This is a genomic window from Myxococcus sp. CA039A, assembly GCF_013336645.1.
GTDB classification, from domain to species: domain Bacteria; phylum Myxococcota; class Myxococcia; order Myxococcales; family Myxococcaceae; genus Myxococcus; species Myxococcus llanfairpwllgwyngyllgogerychwyrndrobwllllantysiliogogogochensis.
The window spans coordinates 1-19,429 of sequence record NZ_JABUMQ010000212.1; the positions used below are offsets into that span (position 1 = coordinate 1).

Annotated in this window: 16 protein-coding genes; 14 read left to right on the forward strand and 2 right to left on the reverse strand. The window is 68.6% G+C overall.

The window, feature by feature from the left end; all coding sequences use genetic code 11:
- A partial coding sequence (locus tag HR086_RS30145) for a type VI secretion system contractile sheath small subunit (protein ID WP_174467353.1) occupies positions 1-408 on the reverse strand: 408 nt, incomplete at its 3' end.
- Between the two features lie 289 nt (positions 409-697).
- Between HR086_RS30145 and HR086_RS30150 the strand changes: the two genes are divergently transcribed.
- The 10 genes from HR086_RS30150 to HR086_RS30195 all read left to right on the forward strand — a co-directional run bounded on the left by HR086_RS30150 (position 698) and on the right by HR086_RS30195 (position 12,479).
- Positions 698-1,108, forward strand: coding sequence for a hypothetical protein (locus HR086_RS30150; protein ID WP_174467354.1), 411 nt, complete (start codon positions 698-700; stop codon positions 1,106-1,108).
- Between the two features lie 252 nt (positions 1,109-1,360).
- Positions 1,361-2,845, forward strand: coding sequence for a CoA-acylating methylmalonate-semialdehyde dehydrogenase (locus HR086_RS30155; RefSeq protein ID WP_174467355.1), 1,485 nt, complete (start codon positions 1,361-1,363; stop codon positions 2,843-2,845).
- A gap of 65 nt (positions 2,846-2,910) precedes the next feature.
- On the forward strand, positions 2,911-4,158 hold the full coding sequence (locus HR086_RS30160; protein ID WP_141646701.1) for a GTP cyclohydrolase II: 1,248 nt from the start codon (positions 2,911-2,913) through the stop codon (positions 4,156-4,158).
- Positions 4,151-5,362, forward strand: a complete 1,212-nt coding sequence (locus HR086_RS30165) for a URC4/urg3 family protein (protein WP_141646700.1) — start codon at positions 4,151-4,153, stop codon at positions 5,360-5,362. Before HR086_RS30160 ends, HR086_RS30165 begins: the two co-directional genes overlap by 8 nt.
- 27 nt (positions 5,363-5,389) lie before the next feature.
- Positions 5,390-6,025 carry a uracil phosphoribosyltransferase gene (upp, locus tag HR086_RS30170; protein WP_141646699.1) on the forward strand — a complete coding sequence of 212 codons (636 nt, stop codon included), beginning with the start codon at positions 5,390-5,392 and terminating at the stop codon, positions 6,023-6,025.
- A gap of 108 nt (positions 6,026-6,133) precedes the next feature.
- Complete coding sequence (locus HR086_RS30175) at positions 6,134-6,673, forward strand: MXAN_0125 family MYXO-CTERM protein (RefSeq protein ID WP_174456002.1); 540 nt, start codon at positions 6,134-6,136, stop codon at positions 6,671-6,673.
- A gap of 152 nt (positions 6,674-6,825) precedes the next feature.
- Complete coding sequence (locus HR086_RS30180; RefSeq protein WP_254613995.1) at positions 6,826-7,554, forward strand: DUF4215 domain-containing protein; 729 nt, start codon at positions 6,826-6,828, stop codon at positions 7,552-7,554.
- A 135-nt stretch (positions 7,555-7,689) separates the two neighbouring features.
- Positions 7,690-8,976, forward strand: coding sequence for a DUF4215 domain-containing protein (locus HR086_RS49810; protein ID WP_305794100.1), 1,287 nt, complete (start codon positions 7,690-7,692; stop codon positions 8,974-8,976).
- 378 nt (positions 8,977-9,354) lie between these two features.
- A complete protein-coding gene (locus tag HR086_RS49815) occupies positions 9,355-10,641 on the forward strand; it encodes a DUF4215 domain-containing protein (protein ID WP_174467357.1) in 1,287 nt (428 codons plus the stop codon).
- Positions 10,642-11,006: 365 nt separating this feature from the next.
- The gene (locus HR086_RS30195; protein WP_174467358.1) at positions 11,007-12,479 is read left to right on the forward strand and encodes an EGF domain-containing protein; all 1,473 of its coding nucleotides are present in this window, start codon (positions 11,007-11,009) and stop codon (positions 12,477-12,479) included.
- Positions 12,480-12,615: 136 nt separating this feature from the next.
- Here the strand turns inward: HR086_RS30195 and HR086_RS30200 are convergent, their stop codons facing one another.
- Positions 12,616-14,127 carry an ABC transporter substrate-binding protein gene (locus HR086_RS30200; RefSeq protein WP_174455998.1) on the reverse strand — a complete coding sequence of 504 codons (1,512 nt, stop codon included), beginning with the start codon at positions 14,125-14,127 and terminating at the stop codon, positions 12,616-12,618.
- A gap of 220 nt (positions 14,128-14,347) precedes the next feature.
- Between HR086_RS30200 and HR086_RS30205 the strand changes: the two genes are divergently transcribed.
- From HR086_RS30205 to HR086_RS30220, 4 genes are all read left to right on the forward strand, one after another.
- Positions 14,348-14,773, forward strand: coding sequence for a hypothetical protein (locus HR086_RS30205; protein ID WP_174467359.1), 426 nt, complete (start codon positions 14,348-14,350; stop codon positions 14,771-14,773).
- 282 nt (positions 14,774-15,055) lie between these two features.
- The gene (locus HR086_RS30210; protein ID WP_174467360.1) at positions 15,056-15,421 is read left to right on the forward strand and encodes a VOC family protein; all 366 of its coding nucleotides are present in this window, start codon (positions 15,056-15,058) and stop codon (positions 15,419-15,421) included.
- A 194-nt stretch (positions 15,422-15,615) separates the two neighbouring features.
- Positions 15,616-16,956 (forward strand): CapA family protein, encoded by a 1,341-nt coding sequence (locus tag HR086_RS30215; RefSeq protein WP_174460278.1) that lies wholly within the window; start codon positions 15,616-15,618, stop codon positions 16,954-16,956.
- A gap of 120 nt (positions 16,957-17,076) precedes the next feature.
- Entirely contained in the window at positions 17,077-19,374 is a 2,298-nt protein-coding gene (locus tag HR086_RS30220) for a membrane dipeptidase (RefSeq protein WP_174467361.1), read from the forward strand.
- Positions 19,375-19,429: the final 55 nt, after the last annotated feature.

Consider the following 19,429-nt stretch of genomic DNA (forward strand, 5'->3'; position numbering starts at 1 on the left):
GGCGGGAGGGGGCGGAGGCGCGGCGTCACGCAGGGCCGCGGCGACGGCTTCGGGCAGGCGGCCCGGGCCGGTGATGGCCTCCACGCGCTTCGCCGCCTCCTCGGGCGACAGGGCGGGGGTGAGCTTGTCGCGCAGCGCGTGCAGGTCACGAAGCGCGGGGATGCGGGTGAGCACGTCGGCGACGCCGAAGTCGCGCAGCCGTTCGAACGACAGCTCCAGGGCGCAGGTGTCCTCGGCGCCGAGCCGGTCCGGGACGATGAAGCGCACGTGGCTGGCGGCCTTGGCGAGCTCGCTGGCGAAGGTGTCCGAGGTCACGTGGAAGCGACGACCCGAGGGCGTGGAGGAGAAGGCCCCGGCCACCAGCCACCGCACGCGCGCACCCTCTGCACTGCTTCCGCTCTGACTCATGCACCGCCCCATCCGTGAGTAAGGCGCCGCACGTTAGCGCGAGGCAGGTGTTCTTCGCGAAGGCCCGGCGGGGCACGGGCTTATGCGAGGTCTTCGGACCCGGGGGCTGGTTGCGGGGCTTCCCTGTCATGGGGCCCGCGTCACGAGGCCGTGCCGCATCGGTCCTCGGGGCATGTGGGCTTCGCCACGACCTCCCGGGTGGGGCGCTCCCGTCGGCGACGGGCCCCACCGAGTGGGCGCGCCCGTACCGCTTGCGTCGCCTCCACCCAGGCCTCAGCCTTCACCTCCCATGTCCATCCGCAAGGACTACATTGAGCGCCTCGTCGAGCAGTTCGCCGCCGCCCTGGCCCGGCTCCTCAAGGCCCGTCAGGAGAAGCGTTTCGCGGACGCGGCCCAACTCATGCGCTCCACCGCGCTCGACACGCTGGGCATGGAGTACGACGCGCTGCTGATGGTGGACGCCGCCTCCACCTCGCGGATGCTCGGAGACCCCTTGCGAGTGAAGGTGCTGGCCCGGCTCGTGGCCGAGGACGGCGAACTGCACCAGGACCAGGGCGACACGCGGACCGCGACCGCGCGCTTCCATTACGCGCTCGCGCTGTATGCCGAATCACGCGCCCTGGGACGTCCCCACGATGACGACGACACCGCCGTCCTCACCCGGTTGCGCGCCTGGCTCGGGCCCGCGGCTCGCGCTTGAAAGACAGCCCTCCCACCTGAGTCCACTCTCACCCTTGTTCAATTCATGACGCGTCGCGGCCTTCATGACGCCATGCATTGAAGTCCGGTGAAGCCTCGCGAGAGGCGGTCCTGTTTCCGACAGGAGAAGTGCTGGGGTGCCGGACACTCGGCCGCCGCGCTGACAGGCTTTCTGGGGGGTGGGTTGCCGATCTGTCTGCATTCCCGGATACGATGAGGTGCACGTCCTCACCTGAATTTTTTGGGGGTGCGCTTGTCGTTCGTAGAGCTTCCCGAGAGCGTCGTTCCGTGTCGAAACCTGGTGGGAGGCGAGTGGCAGCTGCCTCAAGGCTCGCCGCTGCTGGACGTACGCAGTCCGTACACCGGCACCGTCATTGGCCGAGTTCCACTCACCTCCGCCGCGGGTGTATCCCAGGTGGTGGAGGCCGCGCGGTCCGCCGCCGATTCGTGGGCCGCCACGCCGCTGCGCGAGCGCACCCAACTGCTCTTCCGCTTCCGGCACCTGCTGGAACAGAACCTCGCGCGGCTGGCGAACCTGGCCGCGAGCGAGGCGGGCAAGACGGTGGCGGAGGCGCGCGCCGGGCTGCTCAAGGGCATCGAGGTGTGCGAGTTCGCGCTGTCGCTGCAGAACCTGGACAGCGGCGCGCACATGGAGGTCAGCCGGGGCGTCACGTGTGAGCTGCGCCGCGAGCCGTTGGGCGTCGTCGCGGGAATCACGCCCTTCAACTTCCCGGCGATGGTGCCCATGTGGATGTTCCCCATCGCGGTGACGCTGGGCAACGTCTTCATCCACAAGCCGTCGGAGAAGGTCCCCCTCACCGCGTGCGCGCTCGGCGAATTGATGCGCGAGGCGGGTTATCCCGCCGGTGTCTTCTCCATCGTGCACGGTGGCAAGGAGGCGGTGGACGCGCTGGTGGCGCACCCGGACGTGAAGGCGCTGGCCTTCGTCGGCTCGTCCGCGGTGGCGCGGCACCTCTATGCGGAGGGCAGCAAGCGCGGCAAGCGCGTGCTCGCGCTGGGTGGCGCGAAGAACCACCTCATCGTCGCGCCGGACGCGGACCCGGAGCTCACCGCGCAGGCCGTGGTGGACTCGTTCACCGGCTGCGCGGGGCAGCGCTGCATGGCCGGCAGCGTGGTGCTCGCGGTGGGCAACGTGGAGTCGCTGCTGGCGGATATCGTCCGCCGCGCGGGCAGCATCGAGATGGGCCCGGGCATGGGCGCCATCATCGACAAGGGCGCGGTGGAGCGGCTGGAGACGGCCATCGACCAGGCCTCGTCGGAGGGCGCGAAGCTGGTGCTCGACGGGCGCGGTCGTCGTCCCAAGGGCGACGCGTGGGCCCAGGGCAACTGGCTGGGGCCGTCCATCCTGGACCACGTGGGGCCGGAGATGGAGGCCGCGCGGCGCGAGCTGTTCGGCCCCGTGCTGTCCATCATCCGCGTGCCCACGCTGTCCGCGGCGCTCGCGGTGGAGAACGCGTCGTCCTACGGCAACGCGGCGTCCATCTTCACCACCAGCGGCGTGGTGGCGCAGACGGTGGTGGAGGGCGTGCGCGCGGGCATGGTGGGCGTCAACGTGGGCGTCCCCGTCCCGCGTGAGCCGTTCTCCTTCGGCGGCACCGGCGAGTCGCGCTTCGGCCACGGGGATATCACCGGGCCGTCCGGCCTCGACTTCTGGACGCAGCTCAAGAAGGTCACCCGCAAGTGGTCGGCGCGCACCGACGGCTCCTGGATGAGCTGAGCCCGCGCGCCCCTCTCGTCCGCTTCGCTCGAGCTCCAAAACGCGCCCGCAAGGAGGGCGCTCCCATGGCAGACAAGAAGCCCGTCAATCACATCCGCCTCACCTCGCATCCAGATGGGGACGCCGTCTCCATCCGTTGGGGTGACCCGGACCCGACGCGCCGCGGCCCCGTGGTGGCCACGCTCACCGAGCCCGCGCATCGCAACGTCATCGGCACGCACGCCGGCTCCTACGCCGTCTATCGCGCGCTCGCCGTGGCCGCCGGCATGTTGCCGCAAGACCACCGCGCGGACCTGAAGGACACCTCGCCGGCCGCGCGGATTGGCCCGCACCCGTCCTGGAGCAACCCGGACCGGATTGTGTCGTTGGACCCGTGGGGCGCCGTCGCGCCGCAGGCGTTCAGCGCGCAGTCCGAGCAGGGCATCGACTTCCGTCCCACCATCGCCGTCACGCGCGCGCACATCAACCTGCCGGAGCTGCGCGACGCGGTGGTGGCTGGCCGCCTCAAGCCGGACGGGGACCTGCTCACCGCCAACGGCGACATCAAGGTGGTGAAGGCCGCGGTGGACCCGGTGTGGCACCTGCCGGGCATCGCCAAGCGCTTCGGCATGACGGAGAACGCGCTGCGCCGGGGCCTCTTCGAGCAGACCGGTGGCATGTTCCCGGAGCTGATTACGCGCCCGGACCTGCACGTCTTCCTGCCGCCCATCGGCGGGCTCACGCTGTACGCCTTCGGGGACATCAACTCGGTGTCCAACAAGGACATCCCCCTGGCCGTGCGCGTGCACGACGAGTGCAACGGCTCCGACGTGTTCGGCAGCGACATCTGCACCTGTCGTCCGTACCTGGCCCACGGCATCGAGGAGTGCGTGCGCACGGCGCAGGCGGGCGGCGCGGGCGTCATCGTCTACCTGCGCAAGGAGGGCCGCGCGCTGGGCGAGGTGACGAAGTTCCTCGTCTACAACGCGCGCAAGCGGCAGGAGGGCGGCGACTCCGCGGCCACCTACTTCCAGCGCACCGAGTGCGTGGCGGGCGTGCAGGACATGCGCTTCCAGGAGCTGATGCCGGACGTGCTGCACTGGCTGGGCATCACCCGCATCCACCGCTTCGTGTCGATGAGCGACATGAAGCACGACGCGATTGTCCGCTCGGGCATTGAAATCCTGGAGCGCGTGCCCATCCCCGAGGAGCTGGTCCCCGCCGACGCGAAGGTGGAGATGGAGGCGAAGAAGGCGGCGGGCTACTTCACGAAGGGGCCCGTGGCGGACGCCGCGGCGCTGACCCAGGTGAAGGGACGGGGCCTCGATGTCTGAGCGGCCGTTGGCGAGGGCGGACGTGTCCCCGGCGGTGGCGTGGTTGCGCACGCCGGCCGCCATCCGCGAGCGCTGCCATCAACTGCTGGACCTGGGACTGGCCGGCAAGCTGTCCCACTTCCGGGTGGAGCCCTCGCGGCTGCCGACGGTGGTGGACACGGTGCTGGAGGTGACGCGCGAGGCGTACCCCACGCTGGACATCCCGCTGCACAGCCGCTGGCGCCACTTCGACGCGGGCGGCGTCCAGCGCGTGGCGGAGCTGGAGGCGCGGCTGAAGGACGTCACGCCCCAGGAGCGCGCGCGGGCGAAGCTGGACCTCGCCGTGGTGAGCGTGCTGCTGGACGCGGGCAGCGGCCCCAAGTGGAGCTACCGCGAGCAGGGCGGCACGACGTGGGCGCGCTCGGAGGGGCTGGCCGTGGCCAGCTTCCGCATGTTCATGGACGGCGTGTTCTCCTCGGACCCGGACCGGCCGCTGCGCGCGGACGCGGAGGCGCTGGGCCGGCTGTCGCGCGAGTCGCTGGCGCGCGGGCTCCAGGTCTCCGACACGAATCCCCTGGACGGGCTGGAGGGACGGCTGCACCTGATGCACGGCCTGTCGCGCGTGCTGCCCCGACCCGGCGCGATACACGACATCGTCGCCGCGCAGGGCAGGAGCGTGCGCGGCTCGGAGCTGTTGGGCGTGGTGCTGGAGTCGCTGGGCCCCATCTGGCCGGGCCGCGTCATGGTGGACGCGGTGAACCTGGGCGACGTGTGGCCGCACTCGGCGCTGGGCCCGGTGGAGAGCGTGGACGCGCTGGTGCCCTTCCACAAGCTGTCGCAGTGGCTGACGTACTCGCTGGTGGAGCCGCTGGCGGAGGCGGGACTCCGGGTGGTGGAGCTGGACGGCCTCACCGGCCTGCCCGAGTACCGCAATGGCGGCCTCTTCGTGGACCTGGGCGTGCTGGTGCCCAGGGACGCGCGGCTCACCCAGGAGGCGCTGCACCCGAGCGAGGAGCCCATCGTCGAGTGGCGCGCGCTGACGGTGGCGCTGCTGGACCGCGTGGCGGCGCTGGTGCGTGGCCGGCTGGGGATGAGCGCGGAGGAGCTGCCGCTGGCGAAGGTGCTGCAAGGCGGGACGTGGACGGCGGGGCGCAAGGTCGCCGCCGAGCGACGCCCCGGAGGCGTGCCGCCGATTCGCGTGGAGAGCGACGGAACGGTGTTCTGACAACCGCTGACCAAGAGGGAGGACGCAATGGAGTTCCCCAACTGCACCGTGGTGGACCATCCGCTGGTGAAGCACAAGCTGACGTTGATGCGCCGCGCGGAGACGAGCACCGCCTCCTTCCGGGCCCTGCTCCAGGAAATCTCCCTGCTGCTGGCCTACGAGGCGCTGCGGGACTTGAAGGTCCGTGACGAGGAAATCCAGACGCCCATGGCGCCCATGACGGCGCCGGTGCTGGAGGGCAAGAAGCTGGTGCTGGTGGCCATCATGCGCGCGGGCCAGGGCATCCTGGACGGGATGCTCCAGCTGGTGCCCTCCGCGCGCGTGGGCCACATCGGCCTGTATCGGGACCCGGAGACGCTGACGCCCGTGGAGTACTACTACCGGGTGCCGGGGCAGCTCGCGGACCGCGACGTGGTGGTGTGTGACCCGATGCTCGCCACGGGCAACTCCGCGGTGGCGGCGCTCCAGCGGGTGAAGAAGAGCAAGCCCGGCTCGCTGCGCTTCGTCTGTCTATTGGCGTGTCCGGAGGGTCTGGCCAACCTGAGGGAGCACCACCCGGACGTGCATGTCTATACCGGCGCGGTGGACGAGCGCCTCAACGAGCACGGCTACATCCTGCCTGGACTGGGTGACGCGGGGGACCGCCTCTTCGGCACCAAGTAGCCGCCCCGGGTAGTTGCCTCCGGCAACGATGACTTGGCGTTGATTCCCGTCGAGCGGCAGGATGCGCGCCTCAGGGGGGGCCAGGACTTCGAGACGGAGGTAGACAGGATGCGAGCGAGGACTTTCAGGCCCCGCGTTGGGGCCGCGTGGTTCGGATGGATGCTGCTGGCGGGAGTGGGTGGCTCGCTGGTGGCCCACGCCAGGAGCGAGCAGTGTGAGTGCATCACCGAGCGCCAGAGCGTGGTGTCGGAGATGCCGTGCCTCGTCATCTCCTCGCGTGCGACCTGTGGCGCGAGCACCGTCCGCAATGCCTGTGACGAGCCCGTGACGCTGAAGGGCTGGCCGCTCGTCCAGTGCGAAGGCGGGCGGTGTGACGAGGAGCTGCTGCCGGAGGAGGAGGCCTCCTTCTACTTCTCCGACGGGCGCGGGTTGTCCCTGCCCATGAAGGTGCAGCCGGAGGAGCGCTTCGAGGAGGAGACCTTCATCGTCTCCGTCGATGGAGAGGAGCGCGACCTGGTCCTCTCCGCCACCGTGTCGTGTGTGACGAAGGACGCCTCCGCGAAGGGCTGTTCCTCGTCTCCGGGAGGGATTGCGCTCGCGGGCGTGCTGGCGCTCCTGGGAGGCTGGCGCCGCTCCAGACACCGCTGACTGTTGGCGGGCCAACACTGGCTTGGACATGCGGGCTTGAACAGACGAGAGTAGGAAATCCAGGAATAGTCTGCCGCCCCACTTCGCCGGGGGAGTGAGGGCTCATGCCGAGCTCTCTCCCGCCTCGGGGATGGGGGGCTTCAATGATGCGCATGGGAAGTGGCTCTGCGTGGGTGGTGCTTTCGTGTCTGCTGTTGGGCGCGTGTGGCGTCGAGCAGGTCGCGGAGGAAGACGTCACGGGCACGGTGACGTCTTCGTTGGAGGACCCGAACTACGCGAACGCGGTGGGTGAGGGCACGACGGCGCTGGTGCTCAATCCGCAGGCGGCGGTGGGCGCGCCGGACGGCGTCTTCGCGACGCTCCCGAGCGAGGCCGGCGAAGGGTTGATGCTGGACCTGGGTGAAGGGCAGGAGTCCAGCGGCATCCTGGAAGTCTACACCCAGGGCCCCGTGGGCTCGTCCGCCCAGGCGACGGTGCAATTCCTGACGGCGGACGGGGGCTACTTCTCGAGCGGCGTGCTGTACCTGCGGAGCCGGTGGGAGGGGGTGGACATGCAGTATGTCTGGTATTCGCAGACCATTCCCTATCGCTACGTCGTCATCCGGAGCGTGGCCGGAAAGCCCTTCAACGTGGACGCCGTGGTGGCACGCCGCCGGGCCATCTGCGGTGACGGCGTGATTTACGGCACCGGGGAGCTGTGTGACGACGGCAACCAGCTCTCCGGGGATGGCTGCAACAGCATCTGCCGGGTGGAGACGGGCTACACCTGCTCGGGAGAACCGAGTGTCTGTGTGGACCGCGACGAGTGCGCGCTGGGGACTCACGCGTGCCCCGCGAACACTGTGTGTGTGAATACGCCGGGCAGCTACGTCTGCCAATAGGCCCAGGACTGGCGCGGGGCCGGATTGAAGGCCCCGCGTCGTGAGCAGCAGCAAGTCGTCAGCAGTGGTGCGATTCATTCCATGAGGGGGATGGCCCATTCCGGGTTTCATCCCATCCCTCTGGGGAGACATTTAATGAGAAGCCGTACAGGTGCGCTGTTGTCGTGGGGCTTGGGTGCGACGTTGGCGTTGTTGCTGGGCTCTTGCGGTGTGGAGTCCCTCGATGCCGGGGGAAGTGACGGTGCGTTGACGTACACGAGCGAGGAGTCCTCGCTGACGTGGGACCCGTACGCGGACGCGGTGGCATCGGGCACCACGGGGACGGTGCTCAACGCGCAGGCGGCGGTGGGTGCGCCGGACGGGCAGGCGGCGACGCTGCTGAGCCTGCTGAACACGGCGCTGGTGCTGGACTTGGGTCAGGGTGAGGAAGGCACCGGCGACCTGCGCGTCTACTACCAGGGCCTGTCGCTGGCGCTGGTGGCGCAGGTGGACTTCCTGAAGGCGGATGGGACGTTCATCGGCTCCAGTTCACTGCACCTGGTGGAGCTGGGCCTGGGGACGCATGTGGCGGTGGCGACGTACCCGGGGAGCGTGCCCTACCGCTACGTGCGCCTGCGGGGCGCGGTGCTCGCGCTCTACCTGGTGGACGCGGTGGAGACGTCGCTGCGGCCCATCTGTGGTGACGGCGTGCCGGGTGGCGTGGAGGTCTGTGACGACGGCAATCCGCTCTCCGGGGACGGCTGCAACAGCGTCTGTCAGGTGGAGACGGGCTACACCTGCGCGGGAGCGCCGAGCGTCTGCACGGACATTGACGAGTGCGCCCTGGGGACGGACACGTGCGCGCCGGAGGAGGTGTGCGTCAACACGCCCGGAGGCTTCGAGTGCGAGGAGCCCTCGTGCAATCCGCCGCGCCTCGTCTGTGGCGAGGCCTGCGTGGACCCGAACACCGACAACAACCACTGTGGCGGCTGCGGCAACGTCTGCGGCGAGGAGAAGGCATGCGCCGCGGGCGTGTGCGTGGGAACGGGCAACCTCCAGTTCACCGCGACCTGGAGCCGGGATGGGGATGCGGACATCTATGTGAAGACGCCCACCGGGCGGATGATCTACGTCGAAAACCGAGGTCCCAACGTAGGGACAGACTTCGGCGCGCTGGACGTGGATGACACAGGTGGGGATGGGCCCGAGAACGTCTTCTGGGCTCCGAACCGGACGCCGCCGAGCGGCACCTACCATGTCTGCCTGATGGCGTTCCTCTTCAGCCCGGAGCCCACTCCAGAGGCTCCCGTGCACTACAATGTCCGGGTGCGGCGCCCCGGTCAGCCGGACGTCGACTTCTCCGGCTCAATCACCCAAGCGGTGTTCATCGAGGAGTGCATCCCAGGAGACCCCACCTACGTCGGCTCGGTTGCCTATCCATGAGACCCGAGAAATGACAGACGCCGGTCCGCGAGGGAATGGTGTCCCGCGCGGGCCGGTGGTGGATGGACGGAGCATCGCTCGTCTCGCGGAGCCATTGAGCTGCTGGAGGCAGGCGCTGGCGAGAAGTCGCGCCTGCGGGCTCGCTGGCGCTGCTCGGAGGCTGGCGCCGTGCCCCGCACCGCTGATGCATGAATCATGAAACACACGGGGTTGGGTTCCCGTCCATTGTCCCTTCGCACATGTCGGCTGCTGGCCGGAGGACGTTGCCAGCCCGCGTGTCATGTGTGTGAGCTGTGGGGCGCGAGCGGTCATGAGATTCATTTCGCGAGGAAGAGTGGCCCATTCCGGGTCTCATTCAGTTCCTCGGGGAGTCATCCCATGAGTATCCGTACAGGTGCGCTGTTGTCGTGGGGGCTGAGCGCGACGTTGGCGTTGTTGCTGGGTTCTTGCGGAGTGGAATCTCTTGAGGAAACGGAGCGTCCCGGAGGTGATGGGGAGCTGACGCAAACGAGCCAGGAGTTGGCGTGGGACCCGTATGCGGACGCGGTGGCGCCGGGCACCACGGGGACGGTGCTCAACGCGAGCGCGGCGCTGGGAGCGCCGGACGGGCAAGCGGCGACGCTGCTGAGCCTGCTGAACACGGCGCTGGTGCTGGATTTGGGGGCGGGTGAGGAAGGTACCGGAGACCTGCGTGTCTATTACCAGGGCCTGTCACTGGCGCTGGTGGCGCAGATGGACTTCCTGAGGGCGAATGGGACGCTCATCGGCTCCAGCCCGGTGCACCTGGTGGAGCTGGGCGTGGGGACGCATTTGGCGGTGGCGACGTACCCGGGGAACGAGCCCTACCGCTACGTGCGCCTGAGAGGCGCGCTGCTCGCGCTCTACCTGGTGGACGCGGTGGAGACATCCATCCGGCCCTTCTGCGGAGACGGAGTACTGGGCGGCGTGGAGGTCTGCGACGACGGCAACCAACTCGCTGGAGACGGCTGTAGCAGCGTCTGTCAGGTGGAGCCGGGCTACACCTGCGCGGGGCAGCCGAGCGTGTGCACGGACATCGACGAGTGCGCGCTGGGGACGGACACGTGCTCGCCGTGGGAGGAGTGCGTCAACACACCCGGAGGCTTCGAGTGCGAGGAGCCCGCCTGCAATCCTCCCCGAATTGTCTGTGACGAGGTCTGTGTGGACCCGAACACCGACGACAACAACTGTGGCACCTGCGGCAACGTCTGCGGTGAGGGGAATGCCTGTGCCTCTGGCGTGTGCGTGGGCACAGGCAATCTCCAGTTCATCGCGACCTGGAGCCGGAACGGAGACGCGGACATCGCCGTGAGGACGCCCACGGGCAAGGTCATCTACTATCTCAACAGGGGCCCCAACGCGGGGACGGACTTTGGCCAACTGGACGTGGATTCGGGCTTGAGGGGACCCGAGAACATCTTCTGGGCCCCGGACCGGACGCCGCCGAGCGGCACCTACGACGTCTGCCTTCTGACTGAGTTCCTCGCCCCCCGACCCTCGCCCGCAGCCCCCCTGGGCTACGCCATCAAGGTGCGGCGCCCGGGCCAGCCGGATGTCGACTTCACTGGCACGCTCACGGTGCCCTCATCGCAGGAGAATTGCGCGCCTGGCCTCGACAATTACGTCGGCTCCATTACCTATCCTTGAGACACGAGAAATGACAGACACCGGTCCGCGAGGGAGTGTCGCCCCGCGCGGGCCGGTGGAGAGTCCAACGGGAACCCTGTCTCGGAGTGCTGGGTGGAGGCCGACGCATGGCTTGTCCAAGCCCCGGGGCGCTAAGGACACCCACGTACTTCGTGTCATGCTTTGGGCGGGAAGGGTGTCGCCTGGCTTGCTCCACGCGGCCATTCTCCGTCTGGCTTGTCGGGTGGAACACGGGTAAAGCAGGTAAATTAGGGGCGGAACTCACGGAAAAAACTTTCATGCGTTCCATACGCAAGGCGGGTGCTCGAGGTGAAAGGCTTCACCGGAGCGCTTCGTCCCTTCAGCCGGATGGAATGGAGCAGAACATGAAAGTCAGTCGCGGTATGTCTATGACGCGCTGGTTGAGCGCGGCCCTGGCGTTCGTCGTTGTCGGTGCGTTCGGTGCGTGTGGCGCCAGCTCCGATGAAGAAGTGCTCTTCGATGCTGAGACTTCGAGCGAGGTGTCCGCGTTCGCGGGCGACCCGTATGCCGATGCGGTGGTGCAGGACGGCCTGCTCGGTGTGAACAACCCCCAGAACGCGGTGGGCGCGCCGAATGGGACCACGGCCAGCTTCCTGGGGCTGCTGGGGGCCTCGCTCACGCTGGACATGGGCGCGGGCGAAGAGGGGACCGGGCCGCTGCGCATCTATTACCGGGGGCTGAATCTGGCGGTCATCGCGCAGGTGGAGTTCCTGGGGACGAACATGCAGGTCATCTCCACGGGACAGGCGCAGTTGCTGGACCTGGGGCTGGGGACGCACTCGACGGTTGTGTCCTTCAACAACCCCACGCCCTACCGCTATGTGAGGCTGCGCGCCGGGTTGCTGGCGATCTTCCAGGTGGACGCGGTGGAGGCGACGAGCATCGTGAACACGGTCGTCTGTGGCGACGGCATGGTGGGCACGGGCGAGGGATGTGACGACGGCAACCGCGGGGCAGGGGACGGCTGTAGCGCCAACTGCGCGGTGGAGCCGGGGTACACCTGTCAGGGCCAGCCCAGCGTCTGCCACGACGTGAACGAGTGCACCAACGGCACGGCGCAGTGCTCGCCGAATGCCTACTGCACGAACACGCCGGGCAGCTACACCTGCACGTGCAAGCCGGGCTACTCGGGGGATGGCTGGACGTGCAATGACATCAATGAGTGCACCAACGGGACGGCCCACTGCCCGCCGGGCCAGCAGTGCGTGAACACGCCGGGGAGCTACTACTGCCAGCCGGCGACCTGCGCGCCGCCTCGGGTCCAGTGTGGCTCGCAGTGCGTGGACGTGTGGTCGGACGAGCAAAACTGCGGCTCTTGCGGCAACGTCTGCGCGGCGGGGAAGACCTGCAACGCGGGGGTGTGCACGGGCGGTGGTGGGGGCATCGCGCTGCAGGTCACCGCGATGTGGGGCCGTGACGGGGATGCGGACCTGGTGGTCCGGACGCCGACGGGGAAGATCATCTTCTACGACAACCGCGGGCCTGGGCCGAGCACGGATGGGGGCGAGCTGGACCAGGACGCGTCGAGTGGGCGGGGGCCGGAGAACGTCGTCTGGAACCCGGGCTTCACGCCGCCGAACGGCACGTATGACATCTGCCTCAAGGCGGCGGGCTTCGCGCCGACCGCGTCGTCGGAGAACCCCGTGCCCTACTCGGTGACGGTGAAGCGCGCGGGGCAGTCGGACCAGGTCTTCACGGGCGCTGCCACCAGCGCCGACGTGGGGTCCGCGTGCTACCCGTGCCACCCGTCGTACGTCGGGTCCATCACGTACCCGTCCGGTGTCAGCGGCGGCGGCGAGCCGAACTGCCCGCTGTGAGCTGACGGTGGTTTCACGGTGGGCGCGAAGGGCAGTGCTTCGCGCCCACCGTGGTCAGTCGTACTCGAAACCCGCGGAGTCGAACGCTCGCTCGATGGATTTGAGCGGGCTCCCTTTCTCCCCAGAACTTCAGCGTCTACGGGCTGAACATGCCGGTGAGCACGCTGGCGCGGCCTCGAGGCAGCGAGCGCTTGTACGGGCTCGTCGCGAGGTCCGAGCCGGGCTGGTGCCAGCTCTGGATCTCCGCGAAGTACGTCTGGCCTGCCTGCAGCACGTCCGGGGGCAGGTACACGCTCTGGAGATCCGTGTGCAGCACCGCCACGCGCGTCGCGGTGGTGGAGCCGTTGCTCGTGCCCAGCCGGTAGATGTTCACCACGTAGTTCGTGGCCGTGCCGACCAGCGGCTTCGACCAGCGCAGCGAGGCGTCAGTCCCCACGCCCGTGAGGTTCTGGAACGCGCCGCGCGTGTTCACCAGGGGTGCCTGCACCGGCCCGACAAGGGGCTGCACGGGCGCGGCGGTGAACGCGCTCGCCTCCTGGTCCATGCGGATGTCCACGCTCATGGTGTAGGGCGTCGCGGTCCCCAGCGCGTAGCTCTTCGTGAAGCCCGCGGCGGCGAGCGCCACCTTCTGCCACGTCGCCGGGAGCGGGTTGTTGTAGGTCATGCTCCCCGTGACGATGTCGGTCCGCTGCGAGTCAGGATTGAGCTTCACGAGCACGGGCGACCCGCTGATGGACCCGAGCGCCGAGCTCAGCGCGGCCGGCCGGGCGGACATCCAGATCTCGCTGTACGTGCTGACCGCGCCCGGGTTCACCTGGGTGCGCATGGCTTCGAAGGCCGAGCGTCTCCAGTCCACCGCGAAGGTGCCTGTCGCGACGGGCTGGGTGAAGGTTCCGCTGACGGTGACGGGCTGGCCCTCCACCTGCGTCACGCTCGCGTCGAGCACCTTGTGCATCGCGCGGTAGGGCACTCCATTCGCGCTCGACTGCAACCGCATCTGCGCCAGCGAGAACACATCCCCCTGGCCGCTGTCGAGCAGCACCGGGTTGATCATGTTGGCGTAATCGAAGCTCAGCCCGGAGAGCGACGTGGCGCCCGACAGGGGGAACCCCGTGGCGTTGCCGTTGATGTGGCCGAACGCCCCCGGGTTCAACGAATACATGTCCAGGAAGTCCGCTGGCTGCCAGGGAGACAGGCCGGTGGCGGACACCATCACGGGAGTGGGCAGCGAGACGAAGGTGCCATCGCGGCCCCACTCCGTGGAGCCCAGGTCGAACGCGCGGCCGGTGCTCACCAGGTAGCGCGAGCCCAGCTTCAGGTAGATGCGGCCGGAAGGGACGTTCGGCACGGAGATGGTGCCGTCCGCGGAGCCCGTGCCCGGATAGGCCGTGAACGCCCCGGTCGTCGAGTCCCGCATGTATGCCACCACCGACGTGGCGGACTGGTTGTATGGCTTCGTCTCGTTGCCCGACATGGTGACGAAGGTGACCGGGCTGGTGCCGGTGACATGGGTGACCAGGGCATGGGTGACCTGGGAGGTCTCGTCCGTCGACACGGAGGAGTCCACCGCCTCGGCATCGTCGAGACCCGCGCAGCCGACCCCTGTCATTCCGACCAGAAGCCCGAGGGAAATCAATGACATATTCATTGTGAAGGCAATCCTTCTGGCGACGCCCTGAATGGCGCCGCGCGGGGAGATTCATACCGGGTCGGTCTGACATTTCCGGGAACGCTCCAAGTCCAATTTTCCCTCGGGGCTGTGAAGGCAAACACGCTTGTCGGCAGGTGGGCTCGGCAACGGACTCCGTGATGACTGGCGCCATCCTCACGTCCGTGGGGGTTCGTCACCTCGAGCAGGAGCAGTCGTCATGAAGTCCACCATCCTCTTCAAGTCCGTGTCTGGGTTGTTCGTGGTGTTGTCCCTGTTCGCCACGATGGAGGCGCAAGCGCAGACCGTCCTCCTCGCGTGTCTGGGTTCGGAAGTCACCGAATTCGAGCCGGGTCTGACCAACGATGCCAGGCAGACCCATGTCTCCGCCCTCGGCACCGACGGGTGCGCGGGGTTGCCGCTGAGTCTGCCCTCCGCCATCGTCACCACGGAGGGGGATGGCATCCTCGGCTGTGGGTTCGGCCAGGGAACTTCCACGATTCACACCCAGTGGAGTGATGACACCGTGAGCGTCGCGTCGGGCACCACCGCGATGAACGTGAAGCCGGCGGGTGAGGTCGTTGTCGTCCTCACCGGGACGGTGGTGAGCGGTCGGTTCGTGGCGCGACGGTGGTGCGCACGCTGACGCTGCTCAACACGGACGTGTTGGGGTGTTTCACGGCGGAGGGCGTCACGGACGTCGCGGGCGTCGTCTCGCTGGTGCTCTGACCGACGGGGTGCGTGCCGGGGCGGGTGGTGAGGCTTGCCTCGCCTTGGTGCGCGGTCCTGTCCTATACTCGCGCCCGGTCGAAAAACGGCGGACCGGTTCGGTGAGCCCCGGTCACTCCCATGGTGGGAGCGCTTGTTCCTCCTTCACGGATGAGAACCCCCGGCCTTGTGGGCATCGCCATGCCCCGAGGGTCTCACCATGAAGCTGAACCACATCGACCTGCAGGTCCCCGACGTCCAGTGCACCGCGACGTTCTTCGAGCACTTCTTCGACTTCGAGCACACCAGCAACCGCGCCTCCCCGGCCATCGCCATCCTCACGGACCGCGAGGGCCTGGTGCTCGTGCTCCAGCGCCTCAAGTCGCCCACGGAGAAGTACCCGGAGGGCTTCCACATCGGCTTCCTCGTCGTCGACGAGTCCACCGTGCTCGGGTTCCAGGAGCGGGCTCGCGCCGAGGGGCTCGAGGTCAGTGACGTCATCCGCAACAACCGGGGCACGATGGTCTACTGCAAGGCGCCCGGTGAGCTGCTCGTCGAGGTGAACGCCAGCCCACGAGCACGCTGACCGGAGGATGGCGCCGTGCGCGAAGGCACGGCGCTTCCCCTGGATGGGGCGCGCTGCATGCGACGAGCGCGAGACGCGGTGCGTGGCGGTGTCGAGACGTCACCGTGCCGGAGTCCACGGGGCGGGGCCTGTAGCACCCGGGTCAACGGCCAGGGATTCCGCGTCCGTGGAGAGGGTGGACTAAGGTGGCGGGCGTGCCTTCGCCCGCGCTGTTGCTCATCCCGCTGTTGTTCGCCGCCGCGCCCGCCACCCATGTCGAGCTCGTGTTCGGCGGGGATGTGATTCCGCACGGCGAAGTGAAGACGGTGGCGAAGCTGCACGCGCGCACCGGGTCGGTGCCACCGACGGGCGGCGTGGCGCCGTCGCTCAACAACGAAGGCTGGGACCATGTCTTCGGTCCCATCGCGGACGTGCTGCGCACCGCGGACGTGGGCGTCATCAATCTGGAGACGCCCGTCACGGACAACAAGAAGGCGGTGACGCGGGAGCTGCTCTTCAACGCGCCGTCGGCCATGGCTCGAGCACTCGCCGCCTCGGGCGTGAAGCTCGTCTCCACTGGCAACAACCACGCGAGGGACCAGCTCCCCACGGGGCTGGTGGAGACGCTGCGGCACCTGGATGCGACAGGGCTGCGCCACACGGGCACGGGCGCGACGAAGGCCGCGGCCTGGGAGCCTGTCTTCATGGACGTGCGCGGGATGAAGGTGGGCTTCCTGTCCTTCACGCGCCTGCTCAATGGCTTCAGCAATCCCAAGGACGCGCAGGCTCCGCACGTGGCCTTCGTGCCGTATCCCATTCACCGCCTGCACCGGGGGCTCACCACCGACGAAGCGGTGGAGCAGGTCCGAGCCGTGGCCGCGCGCTGTGACGCGCTCGTGGTCCTGGTGCACTGGGGAACCGAGTACGCCGACACCCCGAACCCCCAGGACCGCGAGCTGGGTCGCGCGCTGCTGGACGCCGGGGCGCTGGCCGTCATCGGTCACCATCCGCACGTGCTCCAGCCGCTGGAGGGCTACACGACGGCGGACGGGCGGCGAGGGCTCATCGCCTTCTCCCTGGGCAACCTGGTGGCGAACCAGGACCGCTTCTACCGCCACGCGCCGGGGAAGAAGGGCGAGGCGGGGGACAAGCGGGACTCCATGCTGCTGCGAGTCTCACTGGCGCGCTCCTCGCCCGGAGCGCCCGTGGTGCTGGGAGACGTGGCGGTGCTGCCGGTGTGGATTGAGAACAACGCGGTGGGGCGCAAGGCCCGGGAGCGACGAAACATCCAGCCGGTGCTCATCGACCGGGAGCTGGAGGCGGTGAGGGAGCGACTCGCGGCGCTGGCGGCCCGGCCCGCGCCGCTGGACAAGGCGACGCTCGCGGAGAAGGCACTTCTGGAGAAGCGTCTCGTCGGCTCCCAGCACCGGCGGGAGCGAATCCTCCGCATGCTGCCCGAGGGCTTCGCCGTGGCCTCCTCCGAGCTGCGCCAGCGCACGGCCTTCGTACCGCCCGCTCCTGGGACTCGGAGCCTGGCGACGCAGACGCCGCCGTAGCCGCCAGACTTCGCGACGCGGTGCAGCACCGTTGCGTCAGTCACGGCATGGCGACGTCCGGCTTGAACTTGGGGTGTGGGCTGGCGCTAAGTGGGGGTTTCCACTTGCAGGGAGTCCCCCATGTCCCTTTCGCGTCGTCTTCGATGGTGTTCCACCTGGGTACTGGCCATGGCGTTGTCGTGCGTGCCGGTGGAGGAGGAGGGGCAAGCGCCCGCCGAGCCCGTGGGCACCCAGCAGCAGGAGCTGGGCGTGCCGGGCTTCGCGGAGCTGCATCACCACATGTTCGCGGAGGAGGCGTTTGGCGGGGGCTGGTTCCACGGCACCGTCACGGACGCGCTCACGCGGTGTGACGGCGGGTGGCCGGAGAGCGACCACGCTCGGGTGCGGATGGACCTGAGCCATCTGCTCAACCTGTGTCCGAATTCGAGCAACATCGACCTGCGCGGGGTGCCGGTGCTGTCGCAGTTGTTCGGCGTCGCGGGCGCGGTGGGTTCGGAGTTCCTGGGGAAGATTGAAGGCACGCAGGGCGACACGGGCCTGCATGACGGGCGGCGCAACCCGAACACGGAGTGGCCGCGCTGGGACACGATTGCGCACCAGCAGTCGTGGGAGGGGTGGCTGCGGCAGGCGCACCAGGGTGGCATGTCGCTGGTGGTGGTGTCGGCGGTGAGCAACGGCTTCTTGTGTGAGGCGCTGCCGCCGCAGAACCGCACGCGACCGTGTGACGAGATGATGGACGTGGAGGTGCAGTTGCAGAAGGCGCGCGAGTTCGCGGCGACTCGCGACTGGGTGGACCTGGCGCTGACGCCGGCGGACGCGCGGCGCATCATCTCCGAGGGGAAGCTGGCGATGGTGCTCTCCATCGAGACGAGCAAGCTCTTTGGCGCGAAGGACTGGCGCGCGGAGCTGGAGCGCTTCCACGGGCTGGGCGTGCGCACGTTGCAGCCGGTGCACCAGTTGGACAACCGGTTTGGTGGCGCGGCGCCGCACAACGCCATCTTCCAGGCGGCGCAGTTCCTCGAGAACTGTCACATCGACACGGACTGCGGGCTGACGGTGGGCGGGATGACGCTGGGCTTCGACGTGGACGGCAGCTGCCGCAACGTGAAGGGCCTGACGGCGGAGGGGCAGTCGCTGATGCAGGCGATGATGGACAAGGGGATGCTCATCGACCTGGCGCACCTGTCGGAGAAGAGCGTGCGGGATGCGTACTCGGTGGCGGAGCGCAACAAGTACTACCCGCTCTATGTGAGCCACGGGCACTTCCGCGAGGTGATGAACGGGAAGCTGGCGGAGAACGAGAAGACGACGCCGGCGTGGGTGGTGCAGATGTTGCGGCGCACGGGCGGCATGTTCGGTCTGCGCACGGCGCATGACGAGACGCGGACGTATACGAAGTCCGGCGTGGCGAACAACTGCCAGGGCTCCACGCGTTCATTCGCGCAGGCGTACGAGTTCGGTCGTCAGGGGCTCAAGGTTCCGATGGCGTTTGGCGCGGACTTCAACGGGTTCATCCAGCAGACGCGGCCGCGGTTTGGAGATGACGGGGCGTGCTCGGCGGGGTTCCAGGCGGAGGCGGACGCGCAGGCGCGGCAACAGACCTTGCAGGGGCCGGGGCGGTTGGGGACGGCGTTCGACGAGCAGGGCCTGGCGCACGTGGGCCTGTTGCCGGACATGGTGAAGGATTTGCGCAACCTGGGGGTGAACACGGCGGGGCTGACGGGCTCGGCGGAGACGTTCATCCGGATGTGGGAGCGCACGGCGGTGACGCGCACGGGGATGGCGGACGCGGCGCTGGATATCGACACGACGGGTGTGGCGGCGTGGGTGAAGCCGGAGGACCGGGAGGCGGCGTACCCGACGGTGTGTGGGAAGGCCTATTCGCCGGACAGCAAGGAGATGAACCAGGAGTGCCGGTTCGACGACGAGTGCTTGAGCGAGCAGTGCACGTCGGTGTTGTGCAGCACGTTCGATGGCCGGTGCGTGTGCAACGGGGACGAGGATTGCGGCGGGGTGGGGTACTGCCAGAAGGACACGCCGGGGAATCCGGCGGACAACGACTGCGTGCCGAAGAAGACGGACTGGACGTCGTGCAGTCGGGATGGGCAGTGCCAGTCGGGGTCGTGTGGTGGGTGCGCGGACGCGGTGGGGTGGTGCTTCACGCCGAGGTCGAAGGCGTACGGGCAGACGTGCAAGTCGGACAACGAGTGCACGACGGACCGGTGCAGCGCGGACTGCTATCTGAATCCGACGGGGAGTTGCCTGTGTGACAGCGACTCGCACTGTGGTTCGAGCCAGTACTGTGGCTGGGGGTTGAACTCCGGCAAGTGCCAGAACAAGAAGGGCCGAGGGGCGGCGTGCGGCTCCGGGCGCGAGTGCCAGTCGGGGACGTGTCGCTGGTCCTTCACGTGTAAGTAGGCGTCAGCCTTGGGGATGCCGGGGGCGGAGGAGCCCCTGGCGTCCCGGGTGCGGG